The organism is Catenulispora pinistramenti, from assembly GCF_018274385.1.
In the GTDB taxonomy this organism is placed as follows: Bacteria; Actinomycetota; Actinomycetes; order Streptomycetales; family Catenulisporaceae; genus Catenulispora; species Catenulispora pinistramenti.
In genome coordinates this window covers 1-20114 of sequence record NZ_JAAFYZ010000049.1, presented here as the reverse complement: position 1 = coordinate 20114, position 20114 = coordinate 1, and the positions used below count along the sequence as shown (strand labels likewise).

Annotated in this window: 20 protein-coding genes; 12 read left to right on the top strand and 8 right to left on the bottom strand. The window is 70.3% G+C overall.

Annotation, left to right across the window (positions count from 1 at the left end):
• The first annotated feature begins 60 nt into the window (after nucleotides 1-60).
• The 3 genes from KGQ19_RS16445 to KGQ19_RS16435 all read left to right on the top strand — a co-directional run bounded on the left by KGQ19_RS16445 (nucleotide 61) and on the right by KGQ19_RS16435 (nucleotide 3015).
• Nucleotides 61-381 (top strand): EthD family reductase, encoded by a 321-nt coding sequence (locus tag KGQ19_RS16445; protein WP_212010040.1) that lies wholly within the window; start codon nucleotides 61-63, stop codon nucleotides 379-381.
• A 133-nt stretch (nucleotides 382-514) separates the two neighbouring features.
• Nucleotides 515-1228, top strand: coding sequence for a response regulator transcription factor (locus KGQ19_RS16440; protein WP_212010039.1), 714 nt, complete (start codon nucleotides 515-517; stop codon nucleotides 1226-1228).
• A gap of 8 nt (nucleotides 1229-1236) precedes the next feature.
• Nucleotides 1237-3015 (top strand): sensor histidine kinase, encoded by a 1779-nt coding sequence (locus tag KGQ19_RS16435; RefSeq protein WP_212010038.1) that lies wholly within the window; start codon nucleotides 1237-1239, stop codon nucleotides 3013-3015.
• Nucleotides 3016-3082: 67 nt separating this feature from the next.
• Here KGQ19_RS16435 and KGQ19_RS16430 read toward each other — a convergent pair whose 3' ends face one another.
• Nucleotides 3083-3313 carry a hypothetical protein gene (locus KGQ19_RS16430; RefSeq protein ID WP_212010037.1) on the bottom strand — a complete coding sequence of 77 codons (231 nt, stop codon included), beginning with the start codon at nucleotides 3311-3313 and terminating at the stop codon, nucleotides 3083-3085.
• Here KGQ19_RS16430 and KGQ19_RS16425 point away from each other — a divergent pair.
• From KGQ19_RS16425 to KGQ19_RS16415, 4 genes are read left to right on the top strand one after another with little or no spacing between them, the layout of a single operon-like run.
• Nucleotides 3312-3683: a hypothetical protein gene (locus KGQ19_RS16425; RefSeq protein ID WP_212010036.1), complete on the top strand. Its 372-nt coding sequence runs from the start codon at nucleotides 3312-3314 to the stop codon at nucleotides 3681-3683. The genes KGQ19_RS16430 and KGQ19_RS16425 overlap by 2 nt on opposite strands.
• 1 nt (nucleotide 3684) lies before the next feature.
• The gene (locus tag KGQ19_RS49640; protein ID WP_307856432.1) at nucleotides 3685-4767 is read left to right on the top strand and encodes a peptidoglycan-binding protein; all 1083 of its coding nucleotides are present in this window, start codon (nucleotides 3685-3687) and stop codon (nucleotides 4765-4767) included.
• Nucleotides 4764-5486: an ABC transporter ATP-binding protein gene (locus KGQ19_RS49635; RefSeq protein ID WP_307856431.1), complete on the top strand. Its 723-nt coding sequence runs from the start codon at nucleotides 4764-4766 to the stop codon at nucleotides 5484-5486. Before KGQ19_RS49640 ends, KGQ19_RS49635 begins: the two co-directional genes overlap by 4 nt.
• A complete protein-coding gene (locus KGQ19_RS16415) occupies nucleotides 5483-6814 on the top strand; it encodes an ABC transporter permease (RefSeq protein ID WP_212010035.1) in 1332 nt (443 codons plus the stop codon). Before KGQ19_RS49635 ends, KGQ19_RS16415 begins: the two co-directional genes overlap by 4 nt.
• Before the next feature lie 7 nt (nucleotides 6815-6821).
• Here KGQ19_RS16415 and KGQ19_RS16410 read toward each other — a convergent pair whose 3' ends face one another.
• Nucleotides 6822-7556, bottom strand: coding sequence for a TetR/AcrR family transcriptional regulator (locus KGQ19_RS16410; RefSeq protein WP_212010034.1), 735 nt, complete (start codon nucleotides 7554-7556; stop codon nucleotides 6822-6824).
• Nucleotides 7557-7633: 77 nt separating this feature from the next.
• Between KGQ19_RS16410 and KGQ19_RS16405 the strand changes: the two genes are divergently transcribed.
• The 3 genes from KGQ19_RS16405 (at nucleotide 7634) to KGQ19_RS16395 (ending at nucleotide 13079) form a co-directional block, all read left to right on the top strand.
• Nucleotides 7634-8626, top strand: coding sequence for an ATP-binding cassette domain-containing protein (locus KGQ19_RS16405; RefSeq protein ID WP_212010033.1), 993 nt, complete (start codon nucleotides 7634-7636; stop codon nucleotides 8624-8626).
• Entirely contained in the window at nucleotides 8623-9477 is an 855-nt protein-coding gene (locus tag KGQ19_RS16400) for an ABC transporter permease (protein ID WP_212010032.1), read from the top strand. Before KGQ19_RS16405 ends, KGQ19_RS16400 begins: the two co-directional genes overlap by 4 nt.
• A gap of 83 nt (nucleotides 9478-9560) precedes the next feature.
• A complete protein-coding gene (locus KGQ19_RS16395; protein ID WP_212010031.1) occupies nucleotides 9561-13079 on the top strand; it encodes a DUF4132 domain-containing protein in 3519 nt (1172 codons plus the stop codon).
• 88 nt (nucleotides 13080-13167) lie between these two features.
• Here KGQ19_RS16395 and KGQ19_RS16390 read toward each other — a convergent pair whose 3' ends face one another.
• Nucleotides 13168-14385 (bottom strand): FAD-dependent oxidoreductase, encoded by a 1218-nt coding sequence (locus tag KGQ19_RS16390; RefSeq protein ID WP_212010030.1) that lies wholly within the window; start codon nucleotides 14383-14385, stop codon nucleotides 13168-13170.
• Between the two features lie 83 nt (nucleotides 14386-14468).
• Between KGQ19_RS16390 and KGQ19_RS16385 the strand changes: the two genes are divergently transcribed.
• Both KGQ19_RS16385 and KGQ19_RS16380 read left to right on the top strand, forming a co-directional pair.
• On the top strand, nucleotides 14469-15056 hold the full coding sequence (locus tag KGQ19_RS16385; RefSeq protein ID WP_212010029.1) for a TetR/AcrR family transcriptional regulator: 588 nt from the start codon (nucleotides 14469-14471) through the stop codon (nucleotides 15054-15056).
• A 71-nt stretch (nucleotides 15057-15127) separates the two neighbouring features.
• Nucleotides 15128-15559 (top strand): YybH family protein, encoded by a 432-nt coding sequence (locus KGQ19_RS16380; RefSeq protein ID WP_212010028.1) that lies wholly within the window; start codon nucleotides 15128-15130, stop codon nucleotides 15557-15559.
• A 61-nt stretch (nucleotides 15560-15620) separates the two neighbouring features.
• Here KGQ19_RS16380 and dnaB read toward each other — a convergent pair whose 3' ends face one another.
• The 5 genes from dnaB to KGQ19_RS16355 form a co-directional block, all read right to left on the bottom strand.
• On the bottom strand, nucleotides 15621-17003 hold the full coding sequence (dnaB, locus tag KGQ19_RS16375; RefSeq protein WP_212010027.1) for a replicative DNA helicase: 1383 nt from the start codon (nucleotides 17001-17003) through the stop codon (nucleotides 15621-15623).
• Nucleotides 17004-17353: 350 nt separating this feature from the next.
• The gene (locus KGQ19_RS16370) at nucleotides 17354-18967 is read right to left on the bottom strand and encodes a N,N-dimethylformamidase beta subunit family domain-containing protein (protein ID WP_212010026.1); all 1614 of its coding nucleotides are present in this window, start codon (nucleotides 18965-18967) and stop codon (nucleotides 17354-17356) included.
• A 173-nt stretch (nucleotides 18968-19140) separates the two neighbouring features.
• Nucleotides 19141-19593, bottom strand: a complete 453-nt coding sequence (gene rplI, locus KGQ19_RS16365) for a 50S ribosomal protein L9 (protein WP_212010025.1) — start codon at nucleotides 19591-19593, stop codon at nucleotides 19141-19143.
• An 18-nt stretch (nucleotides 19594-19611) separates the two neighbouring features.
• On the bottom strand, nucleotides 19612-19848 hold the full coding sequence (rpsR, locus tag KGQ19_RS16360; protein WP_194895644.1) for a 30S ribosomal protein S18: 237 nt from the start codon (nucleotides 19846-19848) through the stop codon (nucleotides 19612-19614).
• Nucleotides 19849-19934: 86 nt separating this feature from the next.
• The coding region (locus KGQ19_RS16355) for a hypothetical protein (RefSeq protein WP_212010024.1) at nucleotides 19935-20114 on the bottom strand (180 nt) is incomplete at its 5' end.

The window sequence follows — 20114 nt, the reverse complement described above, 5'->3', positions numbered from 1 at the left end:
CTGCCCATTCCTCTGAATACGATCGGCGCACACCGACCTTAACAACCAGGAGGCAGACTCATGTCCGAGCGCGTCAAACCCACCAAGATCAGCTTCGTCTACTCCAATCCGACCGACCCGGAGGCCTTCGAGGCGGCCTACCCCGACCACCTCGCGCTGGCCCGCAAGCTCCCCGGCCTGACCCGGCTGCAGGCCTCGAAGGTCTGGCCCAAGGAGGACGGCGGCCCGACCCCGGCCTACCGCCTGCTGGACCTGTACTTCGCCGACTACGACGCCGCCAGTGCCGCCGCGGCGCAGGCCGGTCCGCTCGTCGCGGCCACCAAGGAGCAGGCCACTGGCGGCGTGGTGATCGCGTTCGCGGAAGTGCTCGAAGAGGACTGAGCGACCCGGCGAGCACGGCGCCCGCGGAGCGTGGAGAAGTCCAAGCTTCATGATCGCGCGGGCGGCGTGCCCGCCTCAACGCCGCCGCCGACCCGGCCGTCACGTTTCTCCGGAGCGCGTATGGTCACCCGACATGAGCGCGTTCGTACTGGTCGCCGAGGACGATGCGAAGCAGGCCGAGCTCGTCCGGCGCTACCTGCGGCGCGAGGACTACTCGGTGCTCGTGGTCGGCGACGGCCGCGCGGCGATCGACCAGGTCCGCAGCCGCCGCCCCGATCTGCTGATCCTCGACGTGATGATGCCCGAACTGGACGGCCTCGATGTGCTGCGCGTCCTGCGCCGCGACTACGACGTGCCGATCCTGGTGGTGACGGCGCGCTCGGCGGCCGAGGACAAACTCGCCGGCTTCGACCTCGGCGCCGACGACTACCTCACGAAGCCTTACGACCCCAGGGAACTGATGGCCCGCGTGCGCTCCCTGCTGCGGCGCGCGAAGGCCTCCGGCGGCTCCGGCGCTTCGGTCGTGCTGCCGCTGCACGTCGGCCCGCTCTCCCTGGACCAGGTCCGGCACGAGGTCCGGCTCGACGGCTACCGCATCGAGTGCACCCCGGCCGAATTCCGCATCCTGGAAACGCTGATGTCCAGCCCCGGCCGGGTGTTCAGCCGCCGCCAACTGCTGGACGAGGCGCACGGCCCGGAGAGCTTCGTCACCGAGCGCACGGCCGACGCCCACGTGAAGAACCTGCGGCGCAAGATCGAGGCGGATCCCCGCAACCCCGTGCTCCTGCAGACGGTCTACGGCGTGGGCTACAGGATCGCCGACCGCACCCCCACCTCCGATGGCTAGGTATCTCAATGCCTAGATACGGTCTCCGGACCCGGCTGCTGGCCGGCACCATTCTGGTCGCGGCCAGCGCCGTCGCCGCGACCGCCTGGCTGTCGGTCCAGCGCGCGACCACGTCCATCGCGCAGCGCGAGAACGTCGTCCGGGACGCGTACCCCCTGGTGTACGAGTCGATGGTCGACTACGCGGCCACCCACACCGACTGGTCCGGCGCCGGCCCCTTCGTGGACGGGATCGCGCAGGAGTTGGCGGTACGCGTCGTCGTCACTCCGGTCGGCGGCACCCCGATCGAGAGCTCGCCGGCGTCGGCGGGGGAACGACCGGGCGCCGAGCCCTCGGTGGCCATCGACCCGCTGACGGTCGACAACGCGTTGGCCGGGACTCAGTTCCCGGACGGTATCGACCCGAAGGTCGCGAGCCCGTTCCAGCTGACCCCCCAGGAACACTCCGACCTGGAAGTGCTCGTCGAGAAGGAGTCCGCCTGCCTGAAGCGGCACGGACTGGACCCGACGATCGCCGAGCTGGCCGGCGGCCGGCCCTACCTGCGTCTGCCGCGGGCCAGCGCGCCCCAGAGCTGCCAGTCCGTGCTGACCGACGGCGGCGGTTACGTCGGGTTCGAAGACTCGCCCTGGGTCACCCCGACCGGGACCGAGCAGGCGGCGCTCACCCAGCTGTCGGCGTCGGTGAAGGGCTGCCTTCAGGGCGTCGGGGTGAAGCTGGCCCTGACCGGGTCCGGCGAGGTCACCAACATCGCCGATCCGGCCGACAACCCGCGGGACCGGGCCTGTCTGCTCAACGCGCGGCGGCTCCAACTGCGGCCCTACGTCGCACCCGCCGCGTTCATGGCGGCCATGCCGCTCGGCAACACCGGAGGCCAGGCGGCCGTCGGCCTGTCCCGCGCCGACACCGCGCGGATCGCCGGTGTCGCGACGCTCGTGGTCCTGTTCACTGTCGGGGTCGCCATGCTGTTGGCGAACCGGGTGATCCGGCCGGTCCGCGCGCTCACCGAGGCGACCCGGCGGATGCGGGCCGGGGACGGGACGGCGCGCGCCACGACCGGCTCCCGCTGGGAGATCGCCGAACTGACGGCGGCGTTCAACGAGATGGCCGAGCACGTAGCCCGCACCGACCGGCAGCGCAAGGAGATGGTCAACGACATCTCGCACGAGCTGCGGACTCCGTTGAGCACGATCAAGGGCTGGCTGATCGCGGCCAACGACGGCGTGGCCGACCTGGACGCCGAGCTGGTCTCCTCGCTGCTGGAGGAGACGCAGCTGTTGCAGCACCTGGTCGATGATCTGCGGGACCTCGCCCTCGCCGACGCCGGGCAGCTGCGCCTGGAGCCGGTGGAACTCGATCTCGGCGACCTGCTCCGGCACATCGCGGCGGCCGGCGGCGGACGCGCTGAGGTGAGTGCGACGCCGGAGCTGCGGGTCGTGGCCGACCCGATGCGGCTGCGGCAGGCCGTCGGGAACCTCGTCGCCAACGCCGAGCGGCACACGCCGCCGGAAGGACGGATCACACTGCGCGCGTACCAGAGCGGTTCGGACGTACTCGTGGAGGTCGCCGACACCGGGCCCGGAATCGCCGAGGCTGATCTGCCCTCGGTCTTCGACCGGTTCTGGCGTGCGGACAAATCACGCAACCGGCGCACCGGCGGCAGCGGACTGGGGCTGGCGATCGTGCGGCAACTGGTCGAGGCGCACGGCGGCGAAGTCAGCGTGATCAGTACGTTGGGCGCGGGAACGACGTTCACCATCCGGTTGCCGGCGGCGAAGGACCCCGCATAGCGATCGCACAAGTTCTTCGCAATTGCTCGGCAGGCTCGTGCGCTGTGAAAGCTCATACTCGGCGTATTCAGCTTGCCGCCGGCGGCGTTTCGGCCATAGCCGCACTCGCCCTTGCCGCGTGCTCGTCCGCTTCCGCCAAGCCGCAGGCCCAGGTTCCGACGTTGCCCGCGCAAGTCTCGGCGAGCTCGTCCGGCTCGTCCGGTTCAGCTGGTTCAGCTGGTTCGGCCGGTACATCCGGCTCGGCCGGGGCCGCGACGAGCACGGCCACCACCGCCCGGCCGCGCATCACCATCGACATGACCAACGCCCAGATCAACGTGCTCTACGACCAGTACAACCAGTGCATGGCCCGGAACGGCTGGAGCAAGCAGACGAACGTCGGGGACCAGGTCGCCCAGACCAAGGCCCAGAACGCCTGCGTGGCCGAGGATCCGCTGCCGCCATGGCAGCTCGACGCGAGCAATCCCAAGGCCGGCGACTTCGTGCACGCGGTCGTGCAGTGCCTGCGTGACAAGGGAGTCCAGTACGTCGAGCAGAATTCGGCGCAGGGCGGCATCGAGAGCTTCTCCTTCGGCGGGCCCAACAACGATTCCACGTCGATCAGGCTGGGCATGCAGTACACCCCGGACTGCGAGAAGCAGGTCGCCGCCCGAGGGATCGGCAACTGAAGTGCGTAGATGGCTCCTTGTCATCCTCAGCGCGGTGGTCGTGTCCGCGGTCGCCGTCACAGCGCTCTACATGCTGCGGTTCAAGCCCAAGGCACCGCCGGCGGCGCTGCCCGCGCCGCCGCAGACGGCCACCATCGCGCGCACCGCGTTGGCCACGACCGCGACCCTCCAGGGGAACCTCGGCTACGGCACGCCATCGCCCTTCACCGGGCACAAGAGCGGGACGGTCACGTGGCTTCCGGCAGTAGGCGCGGTGGTGGGCCAGGGCCAGCCGCTCTATGACGTCGACGCGAAGCACGTGATGCTGTTCCTCGGCAGCACCCCGCTCTACCGCGCCATCAATGCTCAGGCCACGCCCGGCCCGGACCTCGCCGAAGTCAACGCGGACCTGCGGGCTCTCGGCTACGGCAAGGCCCTGACCGGCGACGCCTACACCCAGGCGACCGAGGACGCGCTCAAGAAATGGCAGCAGCTGAACGGGTTCACGGCCAGCGGCGCGCTGGCGGTCGGGGACATCGCGGTGCTTCCGGCGCCGGTGCGGGTCGCTTCGCTCGACGCGCAGCTCGGGGCGTCGGCCACCGCGGATCTGATGAGTCTGAGCTCGACGACGAAGCACGTCACGGTGAGCATCGACCCGCACCAGATCGATACCAGTGTGCTGACTCCCGGGCTGAGGCTCTCGCTCTCGCTGCCGAACGGCAAGCAGACGACGGGGACGGTGTCCGTGTTGACCACATCCGGTGCGGCTTCTCAGAGTGCTTCTTCCGGCTCCGGCTCCGGCGGCGGTGGCGGGGCGGGGGGTTTGTCGATGACGGTGGACATCGCCGACCAGTCCGCGTTGGCCGGTATGGACTCCGGCTCGGTCGGTATCACCGTGACCACGGGTTCGGTCAGCGACGTTCTGGCCGTACCGATCGAGGCGCTGGTGGCGGTCCAGGGCGGCGGCTACGCGGTGCAGGTGGTCACCGGCGACGGGCAGACCAGCATGCTGGTCGGGGTGCAGACCGGGCTGTTCGCCAACGGACTCGTGCAGATCTCCGGGCAGGGGATCACCGAGGGGCTGAAGGTCGTGACCGTCTCGTGAGTCCGGTGCTGAGGCTGGACCGCGCCACGAAGGACTATCCCGGCGGTGTGCGGGCGCTGGACGCGGCCAGCCTGGTCATCGAGGCCGGCGAACTGGTCGGGATCGTCGGGCCCTCCGGCTCCGGCAAATCCACGCTGCTCAACCTGATGGGGACGCTCGACCGGCCGTCCAGCGGGACGGTGGCCGTCCGGGACCAGGACGTCGACTCCCTCAACGACCGGGAGCTGTCCGCACTACGCGCCAGAGAGATCGGATTCGTGTTCCAGCAGTTCCAGCTCATCGAGGGGCTCAGTGCCGCGCAGAACGTGGCGACCGGTCTGCTCTACGCCGGTGTGCCCCGCGGGTCGCGTCGGCCGCTCGCCGAGGCCGCCCTGGACCGGGTCGGTCTGGCCCACCGCCGCGACCACCAGCCGCACCAGCTGTCCGGCGGCGAGAAACAGCGCGTCGCGATCGCCCGGGCGCTGGTCAACGATCCGGCGCTGGTGCTGGCCGACGAGCCGACCGGCGCTCTGGACACCGCCAACGGCCGCGCGATCCTGGCGCTGCTGCGCTCGCTCAACCAGGCCGGGACCACCATCGCGCTGATCACCCACGATCGGCAGATCGCCGACGAGCTGCCCCGGCGGGTGGAGATTCTGGACGGGCGGATCCGGTCGGACGAGGTGCTCGGTGCTCCGATGGCCGAATCCCTTGCCGGGCAGGGGGGATCAGGCGCATGACCGAATCAGATCCCGAATACGCCTCGGGCCGCGATCGGGTCGATCGCGCCGCTCGCGCCGACCAAGCTGATCGTGCCGCTCGTGCAGAGCAAGCTGATCGCGCATCCCGCTCCCCGCGAGGCTCCCGGCCGACCGTCCGCCTCAAGCCCGGCGACGTCCTCGGGCTCGGCCTGCTCGGCCCCCGCACCCGGAAGCTGCGAGCCGTCCTGTCCTCGCTCGGCATCTCGATCGGGATCGCGACCGTGATCATGGTCGTCGGCATCCCGGCGTCCTCCCAACGCGCCCTGACCGAGCAGCTCTCCGCCCTGGGCACGAACCTGCTCACCGCCCAGGCCACGGTCGACCAGCAGACCCAGACCCTGCCGCCGGTTCCGGCGTCGGCCCCGGCCATGGTCGCCAGGATCCCGCCGGTCCAGCGGGTCAGCGCGCTCGGCAACACGCAGGCCGAGGTGCGCCGTTCGCAGGCGATTCCGGCGCAGGAGAGCTCCGGGGTCATCGCCTTGGCCGCCCAGGGCTACGAACTGCCCGCGGTGATCGGGGCCGACCTGGCCGCCGGCCGCTACCTCACGCCGTCGGACGAGGCGTTCCCGACTGTCGTCCTCGGCTCCGTGGCCGCCACCTGGCTGGGGATCACCACGCTCCCGCCCGGCCAGCCCGCTCCGCAGATCTGGATCGGTTCCCAGGCCTTCACCGTGGTCGGCGTCCTCGCGGCCAGCCCGCTCGCCCCCGAGGTGCAGCAAGCCGTGGTCGTCGGCTGGGACGCCGCCCGCCACTACCTGGCCTTCGACGGGCACCCGACGCAGATCTACGCCCGGGTCCAGGAGTCCCAGATCGACGCGGTGCAGTCCGTCCTCGCCGCGACGGTGTACCCGCAGAACCCCGGCCAGATCGTGGTCAGCCAGCCCTCCGCGGCCCTGGCCGCCAAGCGCCTGACCGAGACCGCCCTGTCCGGTCTGTTCCTCGGCCTGGCCGGTGTGGCCCTGCTGGTGGGCGCGGTCGGGGTGGCCAACACCATGATCGTGTCAGTGCTCGAACGGCGCCGGGAGATCGGCCTGCGCCGGGCCCTGGGCGCCACCCGGCGCCAGATCCGGGGCCAGTTCCTGACCGAATCCGTCCTGCTGTGCCTGCTCGGCGGCCTGGCCGGGGCCGCGGTGGGCACCCTCGGCACCGCCGGCTACGCCATGTCCCGCGACTGGCCGGCGGTCATCCCGGTCGCCTCGGTACTCGGCGGCGTCGGCGCGGCGCTCGTGGTCGGCGTACTGGCCGGGGTGCATCCGGCGGTGCGGGCCTCCCGGCTGCCGCCGACCGAGGCGTTGGCCACCGTGTGACGGCGCGTCAAGCCGCCGGCAGCGTCGCCGCGATCCCCGCGATGATCCGCCCGAGTCCGCGCTCGAACAGCACCCGCGAATCAGTTTCGTGCGGCGTACTGGCGTCGAGGACGACCCGCCGCACGTAGGGGAGCTCACCGGACTCGATCACCGACATGATGTACGGCATCCAGTCCGGGCGCATGTGCGCGAGGTCGGCGCTGCCGGTCGCCGCCATGGCCCGGGCTGCGTGGTGTTCCTGCTGGGCGTGCCCGATCGCGAACGTCCGGATGATCTCGGTGACGTCCATCATCTCGTCGATGTCCAGGCCGAGTCCGTCCAGGCCGGCCAGGGTCCGGTCGACCATGCGCATGATCGTCGGCCCGAAGACCGGTCCGCGCATCATCACCTCGGCCCACCAGGGGTGGGCCAGCACCAGGGCGCGCAGGTTGTGCGCCATGCGCCGCAGCGTCTGCTCCCAGTCCGGCTCCGGCATCGTCGCCCAGCGCGGCCAGTCCTGGTGCAGCACTTCGTCGGTCATCAGCAGGTGGAGCTCGTCCTTGTTCCGGACGTAGCGGTACAGCGACATCGGGCCGGCGCCGATCTCGGTGGCCACCCGGCGCATCGACGCCGCCTCCAGGCCCTCGGCGTCGGCCACGGCGATCGCGGCCTTGGCGATCTGGGCGCGGCTGTAGCCCGGCACCCGGCCGCGGCCGGTCGCCTCGGGCCGCAGCCAGATGACGGCGTCGTCCTGGTCAGGCATGCCCTCATCGTAGTCATTGCGTACGGTGAACGCATAAGATAGCCTCCGATGCGTACGACGTACCCATAGGAGGGGCGATGCCGGAGACACTGCTGGAAGCCGAAGGGCTCCGCAAACGGTTCGGGACCACCCAGGCCCTGGACGGCGTGGACCTGACCGTGCCGAACGGATCGATCATCGGACTGCTCGGCCCCAACGGCGCCGGGAAGACCACGATGCTGCGCGTCCTGTCCACGCTCACCCGGCCGGACGCCGGCCGCGCGACCATCGCCGGATTCGACGTCGTCCGCGACGCGGCCCGGGTCCGCTCGGTGATCGGGCTGGCGGGCCAGTCCGCCGCCCTGGACGAGAAGCTCACCGGCTATGAGAACCTGCTGATGTTCGGCCGGCTCTCCCGGCTGACCGAACGCGACGCCAAGGCCCGCGCCACCGAGCTGCTGGCGCATTACGACCTCGCGGCGGCCGCCGACAAGCTGGTCTCGACCTACTCCGGCGGCATGCGGCGCCGCCTGGACCTGATCAGCAGCCTGATCGTCTCGCCGCGGCTGCTGTTCCTGGACGAACCGACGACCGGGCTGGATCCCCGCAGCCGCAACGAGATCTGGGCCACCGTGCGCCAGCTCGTCGCCGACGGCACCACCGTGCTGCTGACCACCCAGTACCTCGACGAAGCCGACCAGCTGGCCGACCGCATCACCATCGTCGACCACGGCCGCGTGGTCGCCGACGGCACCCCGGGCATGCTGAAGTCGGCGATCGGCACCCGGGTGCGCGTCCAGCTCGCCGATGACGCCGACCAGGCCCGGGCCGCGCGGGCGCTGACCGAGCTGACCGGATCCCCGGCCGGACCCGGGAGCCGTCCGCACACGATCGAAGGGGCCTGCGACCCCGCGCTCAAGGCCCCGGCCATAGTCCGCGGACTCGACGTCGTCGGTATCGCGGCCGAGGACGTCCTGCTGCACACGCCGAGCCTGGACGAGGTGTTCCTCACGCTGACCGGCAGCCAGGCCGGCGTTTCGACACCGGCCGGCGTCCCGGCCGACGCCCTGGAAGGAAGCGTGAACCGATGACCGCCCAGACCGGCACCCCGCTGACCGTCGGCCCGCCGCGTACCGCCGGCACCCCGCTCGGCCGCGCCGTCCTGGCGCTGCGCGACGGCCGGGCCATCGTCCTGCGCAACCTGTCCCAGATGCGCCACGCCCCCGGCGAGATCGTCGGCGCGGTGCTCTTCCCGATCATCATGGTCGTGATCTTCGGCTACATCTTCGGCAGCGCGATCTCCGTCCCCGGCGGCGGCGACTACCGCGACTTCCTGATGCCCGGCATGTTCGCGATGACCGCCACCTTCTCGGTCATCGTGACGATGAACAAGGTGGCGGCCGACAACGGCAAAGGCGTGATGGACCGCTTCCGCTCCATGCCGATGGCCCGCTCCGCGGTCCCCTTCGGCCAGACCGGCGCCGACCTGATCATGTCAATCCTCGGATTCGCCATCATGTCAATCGTCGGCCTGGTCGTGGGCTGGCGCATGCACGACGGGGCCGGCCCGGCGCTGGCCGCCTTCGGGCTCATCCTGCTGTTCGCGTACGCGCTGCACTGGGTCGGCGTCCTGCTCGGGCTGATGTTCAAGAACGAGTCGACCGCGGACCGGATGACGCCCCTGGTCTTCCCGGTGACCATGCTCTCGAACTCCTTCGTCCCGACCACCGGCATGCCGGCCTGGCTCCGCGTCATCGCGGACTGGAACCCGGTCTCCTCCCTGACCCAGGCGGCCCGCCACCTGTTCGGCAGCCCGGGCGCCGTCACCAGCCACGCCTGGCCGATGCGGCACCCGGTCCCGGCGGCGCTGCTGTGGGCCGTGGTGATCCTCGGGGTGTGCGTTCCGCTCGCGGTGCGGCGGTACCAGCGCGCCGGAAGGTGAGGCGCTGGGCACGGTGTGGGTCCTGGTTCCTACGATGGCGACTTCGGAGATTGCGTGTGATCTGAAAGAGGCGGCCCGGGGCGATGACGTACACCACGATCGGAAAGCTGCACCGGGACTGCGAGGACGACTTCACGCCGCCGCCGGTCTACGACGGCGGCGCGGTCGTCGACCGCTACCGGTTCGCCATCGGCAAGCGGCCCGAGATCGATCGCAGCGGGGCCGAGCGGGTGCTGGCCCGGCGCCGGGAACGGGATCCCGGTCTCCAGCGCCTGATCGACCGGGCGCGGACTTCGCCGCACAGCGATCCGGAGTTGGTCGCGGAGCTCGCCGACGTCGACGTCTTCGACCTCGCGGCGCAGACCCCGTGGCAGGCGGCGTTGGTGGCGGCGGTGATCCGCGCGGGCGGGTACTCGGATGCAGCGGACGCTCCGGATGAGGCTCAGGCGGCTCAGGCAGTTCAGGTGGCTCAGGCAGCTCAGGTGGCTCAGGCAGCTCAGGAGGTCCAGGCGGCCCGTGCGGCGGACGCTCCGGTTTCGGAGGACGCGGGCGCCGTCGCGGAGGTCGAGATCTGGGAGTGTGCAAGGGATCTGGCCTTCGCGCTGGAGGCGTTCGCGCACTTCTGCCACCTGGCCTGCGCGCCCGGCGCGGTCCGGTTGCGGCGGGCCGAGCAGGCGCCGATGCTGCTCGACGTCTGGCCGCACCTGAGGCGCTTGCTGGAGCTCCGGCGCCGGGTTCCGGGCCCGGACCACGTCGACGCCAAATCCGCTGCGGCCCGGTTGCGGGAAGACGATCCCACCGGTTTTCATCGAACCCTGACAGGTTTCCTGTTCCCCGAACAGGGTGACTGGGGTCGCGACGACCGGGAAGCCGCGATACAGGGGCTTATTCCGGCGATCGCGTTGCTTCCCGGGATCCGCAGCGCGGAGCACGCTTCGGCGCTCGGCCCGGCCTTTCGCGAGCAGTCCTGGGAGTGGTACGGCGACCTCGACATCGAGCTCACGCTCCTGACCTACGTCGGTTCCGGCGCCCTGCCGTTCCTGCTCGCCTGGCTCGACGGCGGCCATCGCTGTGAGCCCGGCGGGCCCTGCGCGGTCCACGATCGCGTGTTGGAGCTGGTCGCGCGGATTCCGAATGCCGAGGCGATATCGGCATTGCTGGAGCGGTCCGGGGACGCCAGAGTGCTGCCGCGGTTGCGCGAGGCCGTGGCGCGATTCCCGAGGCGGGCCTTGCGGGTTCTGGCCGAAGTCGATCCGGCCGGGGCCGAAACGGGGGAGATCGCCACCACGGTCCTGACCGAGGTCGTCCACGCCGACCCGGAGTTTGCGCGCGCGGAGCAGGCCTACTTGAGTCCGGGCGGGGAGAAGCGGGTCAGTGCACTGCTTCCGGATGATCCCGACAACGCCGCGCTTCTGTCTCAACTCCCTGTGATCCTTGCCGCCCCGCCGTGGCGAGACCGGAAACGTAAGCCCGCCAGGCTGATCACGGTCGACGGTCTGGTGCCGCCGTCCGACGCCGAAGCCGTCTGGGAGCCCGGCGAGCGCGAGCGCTGGCTGTGCCCGCAGGACGCCGGTTGGGCGCCGCAGGAGGGCTGGTCGGGTCTGCTGCGACAGATCGCCGAGGGCACCGCCGATGAGCCGACCGCGCTCTACTTCGCCGCGCACGGACCGGACGAGCTGGTCCGTCCGCTGCTGACCCAGGGCTGGCGGCCGGTGATCAAGTCGGACGAGGACCGGGTCCTGGCGTTCGTCGCGCGGTACGAAACCCTTGCGCTGCCGGCGATTCTCGGCATCGAACGGCGGCCCGCGCTGCGAGCGCGGCTGCTGCTGCCGTTCGCGAACCGGGAGATCGCCGCGTTGATGGTGGACGGCGTGGGTCGGCTGCGCAGCGTGCACGGCGCGGCGACGACCTGGCTGCGTCGGCATCCCGAGGCGGCGGCGCGGTGCGTGCTGCCGACGGCGTTGGGCAAGCGGGGCAAGGCCCGCCGTGGCGCCGAGGCCATGCTGCGGAGCGTCGAGGCGGCCGGTGTCGACGTGCCGGCGATCGCGACCCGCACGTATGGCACCGAGGTCGGCCAGGCGGTCAAGGAACTGCTGGCCGACGACGGTCTGGGCGCCGTCCCGCGCACCATGCCCCAGCCGCCGCCGGCCGCCCGGGCCGCGCTGTTGGCCCCGATCCGGCTGCGGGACGGTCGGACCGCGGTGCCGCAGAGCGCCGCGCAGGCCGTCGTCGACATGCTGACGATCTCGACGCCGGACGAACCGTACGCCGGGCTGGAGATCGTCAAAGCGGCCTGCGACGCCGGCTCGCTGGCCGAGTTCGCGTGGTCGCTGTACACGGCCGCGCGCGAGACCGGCCTGCCCGCGCTGCGCGCGTTCGGGGACGAGAGCATCGTGGAGCGGCTCCTTCCGGTGCTGCGGGAGCGGAACGAGATCGGCGAGAGCACCGTCGGGGACGAGTTCCAGGTACTGGCCGCGATCGGCGGTGACCGGGCCCTGACGACGCTGCACACGTACAGCGTGAAGGGCCGGCACGCGCTGACCAGGAAGACCGCGCAGGAGCAGTTCGACGCCGCCGCCGAGGCGATGGACCTGTCGGCGCTCGCGCTGGCCGACCGCGTGGTTCCGGACCTCGGCCTGGGACCGGACGGCACGCTGGGGCTGGACTACGGGCCGCGCCGGTTCGTCGTCGGGTTCGACGAGCTGTTGCGCCCGGTGGTCTGCGACGAGGCCGGCGATCCGCTGAAGGCGCTGCCGAAGCCCGGGAAGAACGACGACTCGGAGCTGGCGGACGCGGCGTACAAGAAGTTCACGGAGCTGAAGAAGACCGCTCGAACCGTTGCCCTGGACCAGATCAAACGGCTGGGGTCGGCGATGCGCGGTCGGCGGCGATGGGATCCGGAGGACTTCGCCACGTACTTGGTGGCGCATCCGGTCATGCGCCATCTGGTGCGGCGACTGGTCTGGGGCGTTTATGACGAGCAGCAGAACGTGCTCGGCTCGTTCCGCGTGGCCGAGGATTTGAGCTACGCGGATGTGCATGACGCCGGCTACGTGATCCCGTCCGACGCCAAGGTCCGCATCGGCGTCGCGCATCCCGCAGATCTGGGCACGACGCTGGGGGACTGGTCCGAACTCTTCGCCGACTACGAGATCCTGCAACCGTTCGAGCAACTGGGATGGCCGATCCCGGCGCTGACCGACCGGGATCGCACCTCCAAACTGCTCGATCGGCCGTACGTCACACCGGATCCGACGCACATCAGCTCCCTGAGTCCGCAGAGCGCGATCTCCGCCTGGGCGATCGTCTGGCTTCAGTCCCGGGGCTGGCAGCGCGGTCCTCTCCAGGCCGGCTCGCTCGCTGACGGCCCACGCTGGCGCCGTACGCTACGGCCGGTGGGCGGCGATCGGCACGTGGTGCTGGAGCTGGAGCCGGGGATCCTGGCCGGGGCGCCGGGCCAGTCCGAGCATCAGTACGTCACCGCGGTCTGGCTGAGCGGGACCGGCGCGAACCCCGAGTTCGATCGGGACGCGTTGCCCTGGTCGGAGCTCGATGAGGCGACGGCGGCGCAGGTGTTGCGGGAGCTGGAGGAGATGGTCTGACGGCCGGTGCCGCCGGTGCCGCCGGTGTGCCGGTGTGCCGCTATGGCTGAGCCGCCGAGCTGCACCTGCGGCGCACGCGTGTCGTCTTCTAGCGATCGCCCGCTGCCCGCCGGCGCCGGTATTCCGCCGCCCTGGCCCGGTAGTTGTCGTGCTCCTGTTGGTGATCCGGCGGAAGATGCGGCGCGTCCGCGGATGTCGTGGCGAAGAACCGCGCGAGTGCGGTGTTCGAGCCCGCGGCGAGTTCCCCGGAGCGCGGGAACATCTCCGCCTCGTAGCGCGCGACCGCGTCTTCGAGGCTGCTCTCCTTCTTGACGGCGTGCTTGATGGCATGCGCTAGTTCCGCACCGTCGAGCAACGCGAGGTTCGTGCCGTGGCCGCCGAAGGGCGCCATCAGGTGGGCCGCGTCGCCGAGCAGCGTCACGCCGGGGACCCGGTCCCAGGTCAGCGGAGCCGGCAGCGCCCAGAAGCTGCGTGCCACGTAGTCGCCGTCGTTGTCGGTGATCAGCGGGCGCATGACCTCGGCCCATCCGCTGAACTCCCGCACCAGGTGGGCGCGGACGGCCTCGTGGTCGGCGACGTCGACGCCCGCCGTGACGGCCCAGTCGAGAGCGGCGCGGAAGGCCACGTAGCCGCGGACCACGCCGTTGCTGTTGCGCTGGACGATCACCGCGCGGCCGGCGCCGTCGGTGGAGAACATGTGACCGTCGCCGACGATCGCGGCGACCTCGGGGTGCCTGGTGTCGACGGCGTCGAAGCGGGCGTCGAGGAACTGGACGCCGAGGTACCGCGGCGCCGCGTCGGTGAGCAGTGGGCGGATCCGCGACCAGGCGCCGTCGGCACCGATGACGAGGTCTGCTTCCCTCTGATGGCCGTCGGCGAACTCCAGCCGGTGCGCGCCGCCCCCGAGCGGGGCCACGTGGACGAGTTTGTGCCCCCAGCGAACGGTGCCGGGCTCCAGGTGCTCGTAGAGCATGGTCCGCAGTTGGCCCCGGTCGATCTCGGGAGCCGCCTGGTCGTCCCCGGCCGGGGTGAACGCGGCCAGCACGGTGCCGTGCTGGTCCCGGCGGGTCTTGGCCTGCCCTTCGAGCCGGGCCAGCGCCAGGAAGGCGTCCATCAGGCCGGCGTCCTCCAGCGCGATCTGGCCGCTGTCGGCGTGCAGGTCCAGGGTCCCGCCCGGGTCGCGGGAGTCCACGGCGGTGTCCGCGTCGTAGACCGCCGCTTCGATGCCGTGTCGTTGCAGAACGCGGGCACACATCAGGCCGGCGGGGCCGCCGCCGACGATGGCTATGCGAGGTGTGGTCGTCATGCCTCCCACGATAAGTGAATCGGATCTAAAAGTCGAACGGTTCTAAGTTTTGATCCGATCGACTGATGCCCTAGGCTGAGCCCGTGACCGAGCCCGGACGCCGCGAACGCAAGAAGGCCGCCATCCGCCAATCCCTGGCGGACACGGCCCGTGACCTGTTCCTCGAACGCGGCTACGACGCGGTCGGCGTGAGGGAGATCGCCGAAGCCGCCGACGTCTCGGTGGCCACCCTCTTCAACCACTTCCCCGACGGCAAAGAGGCACTGGTCTTCGACCAGGACGCCGACCGCGAGGCAGCCCTCGTAGCCGCCGTCCACAACCGCCCCGCCGGCCGGACCATCCCCCAGGCCCTCCGCCAGTCGCTCCGCGACGAGCACTCCCTCCAGATCCGCACCGACCCCCGCTTCGCCGCCTTCCTCCACCTGATCGACACCACCCCACCCCTGCGCGAATACGCCCGCCGCATGTGGCTCCGCCACGAGGACGCCCTGGCCGCGGCGATCGCCACCGACACCGGCCTGCCCACCGACGACCCCGCCTGCCAGGCCCTGGCCCACTTCGCCCTCGAAGCCGTGGCGCTGGTCCGCGGCCGCGACGACGCCGAGGCCGCGCTGGACCGCGTCTTCGCTCTCCTCGACACGGGATGGACGAGCCTGACGCAGGGCTACTAGGTCGCACCCCCACACTGCGGCGAAGGCGAGTTCCTTGAGACCATTCACGGGACACGAGGAGTGAGTCGGCCATGAACGACCAGGAAAACGACCAGGAAAACGACCAGGAACCCGTCACCCCCCGGATCGCTGACCCGGCCCGCCTCCCGTTCGCGTACGCGGACGCGCTCAACGCCGGGGACGCCGAAGCCGTCCTCGCGCTGTTCCATCAGGACGCGACGATGCGCACCTTCAGCGGCGAAGTCCTCACCGACCGGGAGTCACTGCGCACTGAGACCGTCCACTCGATCGCGGCCCGGGCACATCTGACCAACAAGCCCAGGTCCACCCTGATCGGGGGCGACACGGCCCTGAGCATCGTCGACTGGGACCTCGAAGCGACCCTGCCGGACGGCACCCGGATCTCGCCGACCGGAACGACGACGGCCGTCGCCCGCCGGTCCGCCGACGGGTCGTGGCGGTTTGCCGTCCTCCGCTGCCACCCGAACGAGCTACCGGGTTGACCTGTGGTTCTGTGAATCATGCCCCCTGGGACAGCCAAGGGCCCGACCAGGGACCATCAGGTCAGCTCTGCGCCATATCCACGAACCGCGAGTAGTGGCCCTGGAAAGCCACCGTGATGTTCGCGGTCGGACCGTTACGGTGCTTGGCCACGATCAGGTCCGCCTCGCCCGCGCGCGGCGACTCCCGTTCGTAGGCGTCCTCGCGGTGCAGCAGGATGATGACGTCCGCGTCCTGCTCCAGCGACCCGGATTCGCGCAGGTCGCTCATCATCGGGCGCTTGTCGGTGCGCTGCTCGGGGCCGCGGTTCAGCTGGCTGATGGCGATGACCGGGACCTCGAGTTCCTTGGCCAGCAGCTTCAGCGACCGCGAGATCTCCGAGACCTCCTGCTGCCGGCTGTCGGGGCGCTTGGAGTTGGTGCTGCTGTGCTGCATCAGCTGCATGTAGTCGATGATCACCAGCTGCAGGTTGTGCCGTTGCTTCAGCCGCCGGGCCTTGGCCCGGATCTCCATCATCGACATGTTCGGCGAGTCGTCGATGAACAGCGGCGCCTCCGACACCGGCCCCATCCGGCGCGCCAGGCGGGCCCAGTCCTCGTCGGTCATCGTGCCGCTGCGCATGTGGTGCAGCGCCACCCGGGCCTCGGCCGAGAGCAGGCGCATGATGATCTCGTTGCGGCCCATCTCCAGGGAGAAGATGACGCTGGTCAGGCCGTTCTTGATGGAGCAGCTGCGAGCGAGGTCCAGGCCCAGGGTGCTCTTGCCGATGGCGGGGCGGGCCGCGATGATCACCATCTGCCCCGGGTGCAGCCCGTTGGTCAGCGCGTCCAGGTCGTGGAACCCGGTCGGGACGCCGGTCATCTGGCCCGAGCGGTTGGAGATCGACTCGATCTCGTCGAGCGCGCCCTCCATGGCGTCGGCCAGCGGGATGAAGTCCTCGCTGGTGCGGGCCTCGGTGACGTTGTACATCTCCTGCTGCGCCGCGTCGACGATCTGCTCGACGTCGCTGCCGTCGGTGCTGTACCCCATCTGGACGATGCGGGTGCCGGCCTCGACCAGGCGGCGCAGGACCGCGCGCTCCTTGACGATCTCGGCGTAGTAGCCGGCGTTGGCCGCGGTGGGGACCGAGTTGATCAGGGTGTGCAGATAGGGCGCCCCGCCGACGCGGTTGATGTCACCCTTTTTGGTGAGCAGGGCCGCGACGGTCACCGGGTCGGCCGGCTCGCCGCGGCCGTAGAGCTCCAGGATCGAGGCGAAGACCAGCTCGTGGGCCGGCTTGTAGAAGTCGATGGCCTTGATGACCTCGATGACCTCGGCGATCGCGTCCTTGGACAGCAGCATGCCGCCCAGCACTGACTGCTCCGCCGGGATGTCCTGCGGCGGGGTCCGCTCGAAGCCGCCCTGGTAGGCCTCGTCCGCGGTGTACGGCAGGTCGTCGATGCTCATGTCCCGCCTCCCTTGCCCGCATCACCACACCCGCGAAACCATCGTCTTCCTTTGTACGCGACGGGTCCGACAGGGCCGAAGCCTCCACGGTACGGAACCGCGCCCCGCGGGTCGAGGCGGTCGTCCACACCCCCTGTGGATAACCTGTGGAAAACCAGGGGATCGCTGTGGAAACACGCCGGTGAGCCTGGGGACAGAGTGTGGAAGCCCGCTGTGAATAATCTGACCATCGACCGATCGTGAAGCCCTGACGTGCACGGGAGCGTCGCCGGTTCGTCCACCGGCTGTGGACGAAAATTTTCCCGGAAGAATCTTGCTGAGATGCCAGGCCTTTGCTAGACAGCGGGCCGTTATGCCGTGGTCTTCCCCGTCATCCGGTCCAGCAGGTTCCGGGTCGCGGTCTGGATCCGCTTGTCCACGAACCCCGGTGTGGACAGCCCGTGGTTCCAGTGGAACGTCCCGGCGTCGAAGATCCACGCCCCCGACGGGTACTGACACAGCACCGTCTGCTGGGTGTCGGTGATCGGCTTGTCCTTCGGCCCCTCGGCGGTGAACGGCGAGGCGGCCAGGATCGTAGCCTGGGGCCCGCCCTTCACCCGCGGGAACACCTTGTCGGCCTCGCCGGCCACCAGGTGCGGGATCTGCTCCCCGTCCTTGAGCCCGGTCCCGCGCCAGAACCAGTGCGAGGTCGTGGACACCACCAGCGGCAGCGGCTTGGGGTCGGTGATGATCGCCGTGTACATCGACCCGAGGATCTGCTGCTCGGGCTGGTTCAGGTCGCGCCACAGCACGGTGGGCGGCACGCCGCCGGTCGCCGCCGGGTCCGGGTGCCGCTTGTAGCAGGTCACCTGCCGGTGCTCGGTCCCGGTCGCGGAGGGGTCCACGCGGATGTTCCAGTAGATGTTGTTCGCGGCCATGAACGCAGCACTGACACCCCTAGTAAGCGCACCCTGAAGAACGGAGCGCATCTGCGGCGACCAGTACTCGTCGTGGCCGGAGAACACCATCGCCTTGTACAGCGTCGGGTCGATCCGGCCGGCGTGCAGGTCGATCCCGGAGGCGTAGGAGATCGTGTACGGCTGCGCCTCGACCCACTGCGCGAAGGCCTGGTCGAGCTCGAACAGCCGGGGCAGCCCGTCCTGGTGGTAGGGCCGGTCGAAGGAGACCCGGGTCGAGCAGATGTCGGCGCCGCCCTCCTTCCCGCTGGGCAGGTAGGCGTTGTACAGGCTGGCACCGATCGACTTGTCCACCGGGTACATGTTGTACGCCTGGTAGGTGGTGAACGGCAGCACCACCAGCAGGTCCGCGGCCTTGCCGTCCTCGCGCACCACGAACGGCACGCAGCTGCGGTACTTCTCCGCGGTCTCGAAGGTGGCCACATACAGCCCGCCGCGCCAGGTGGCCGGCACTTTCAGCGTGTACGAGGACTGCCACGGCGCCAGCACGGTCCGGGTCGGCTCGGTGACCTTCAGGCCGGCCTGGGTCCGGCCGCTGATCTTCGGGCTGGTGAAGACCAGCTCGGAACCCTTGCCGGCGGCGCTGCGGCCCAGCCGGTAGAACTTGACCGTGAAGCTCTGCGAAGGGCGCACGCTGACGTGGAAGTCGATCGACTCCCCGAGGTTGATGCTGGTCGCCGAGGCGTAGCCCTTGATCTGCTGGCCCTCGTCGTCGACGGCCTGGTAGCCCTCGGCGTCCGGACGCCAGGCGCCGTCGTCGGACAGGGCCACCGACAGGGCCGGGACGGTCTCGCCGGTGTTGGTGTCCGGGACGCCTTCGGCGCCCTCGGACTCGCCGTCTCCGTGGGCGTGGGGGTCGCCGTGGCCATGTCCGCGACCGTAGAGCGGCTTGGCGGCGTCCTCGGCGGCCCCGCCGTGGTTCTCCAGCATGTAGGCGCCGCCGGCCACGGCGGCTAGGCCCAGACTGCCGAGTATCAGCAGCGATTGGCGGCGGGAAGGGGCGTGCATGAACGAAGTCAACCAGCTGCGCGCCAACGGCGGCAAACAGAACCGGAACAGAACCGCTCCACCGCGTTTGAGCTGCGATGGAGCGGTTCTGTTAACAACCTGTTTTGAGCCTTCCGCCAGACCTGCGGAAATGAATTCCGCAAGGTCGGCGAAACGCCTTCAAAAGGCCTGTGTCAGGCGGAGACGACGGTGATCTCCACCTTCGCCTGCACCTCCGGGTGCAGCCGCACGGACACGGTGTGCGCGCCGACGGTCTTGATCGGGTTGCCGATCTCGATCCGGCGCTTGTCCACGTCCGGGCCGCCGGCCTTCTTGACCGCGTCGGCCACGTCGGCGACGGTCACGCCGCCGAACAGCCGGCCGGACTCCCCGGCCCGGGTCGCCAGGCGGACCCGCAGGCCCTCCAGCTCGCCCTTGAGCTCGGTGGCGTGCGCCAGGTCGCGGACCGTGCGGACCTTGCGGGCCTTGCGGATCAGGTCGATCTGCTTCTCGCCGCCGCGGGTCCACGCGATCGCGTAGCCGCGCGGGATGAGGTAGTTGCGGGCGTAGCCGCCCTTGACCTCGACGACGTCGCCGGGCTCGCCGAGCCCGCCGACCTCGTGGGTGAGGATGAGCTTGGTGTTCATGTTCTCTCCTCCCCCTTCCTAGCGGGTGGTGCTGGTGTAGGGCAGCAGCGCCATCTCACGGCTGTTCTTGACCGCCACGGCGACGTCACGCTGGTGCTGGGTGCAGTTGCCGGTCACGCGACGAGCACGGATCTTCCCGCGGTCCGAGATGAACTTCCGGAGCAGCGTGGTGTCCTTGTAGTCGACGTACGCGACCTTGTCCTTGCAGAAACCGCAAACCTTCTTCTTCGGCTTGCGGAGAGGGGCCTTGGCCATTGGATCTCTCCTGGTTACTTCTTCACTACGAGTTCAAGGGTCCGTTTGAGGGACCGGGCCGGTAGGCCCTTGGCGGGTGAGTGCCTTTAGAACGGGGGCTCGTCGTTGCCCCAGCCGCCGTCGCCGCCGGATGCCCAGGGGTCGTTGCCGCCACCCTGGTTCCCGCCGCCACCGCCGCCGGAGTTACTGCCACCGCCGCCGCCGGAGTTGCCACCCCAGCCGCCGCCGCCTCCGCCACCGGAGTTGCCGCCGCCGGAGTTCCCACC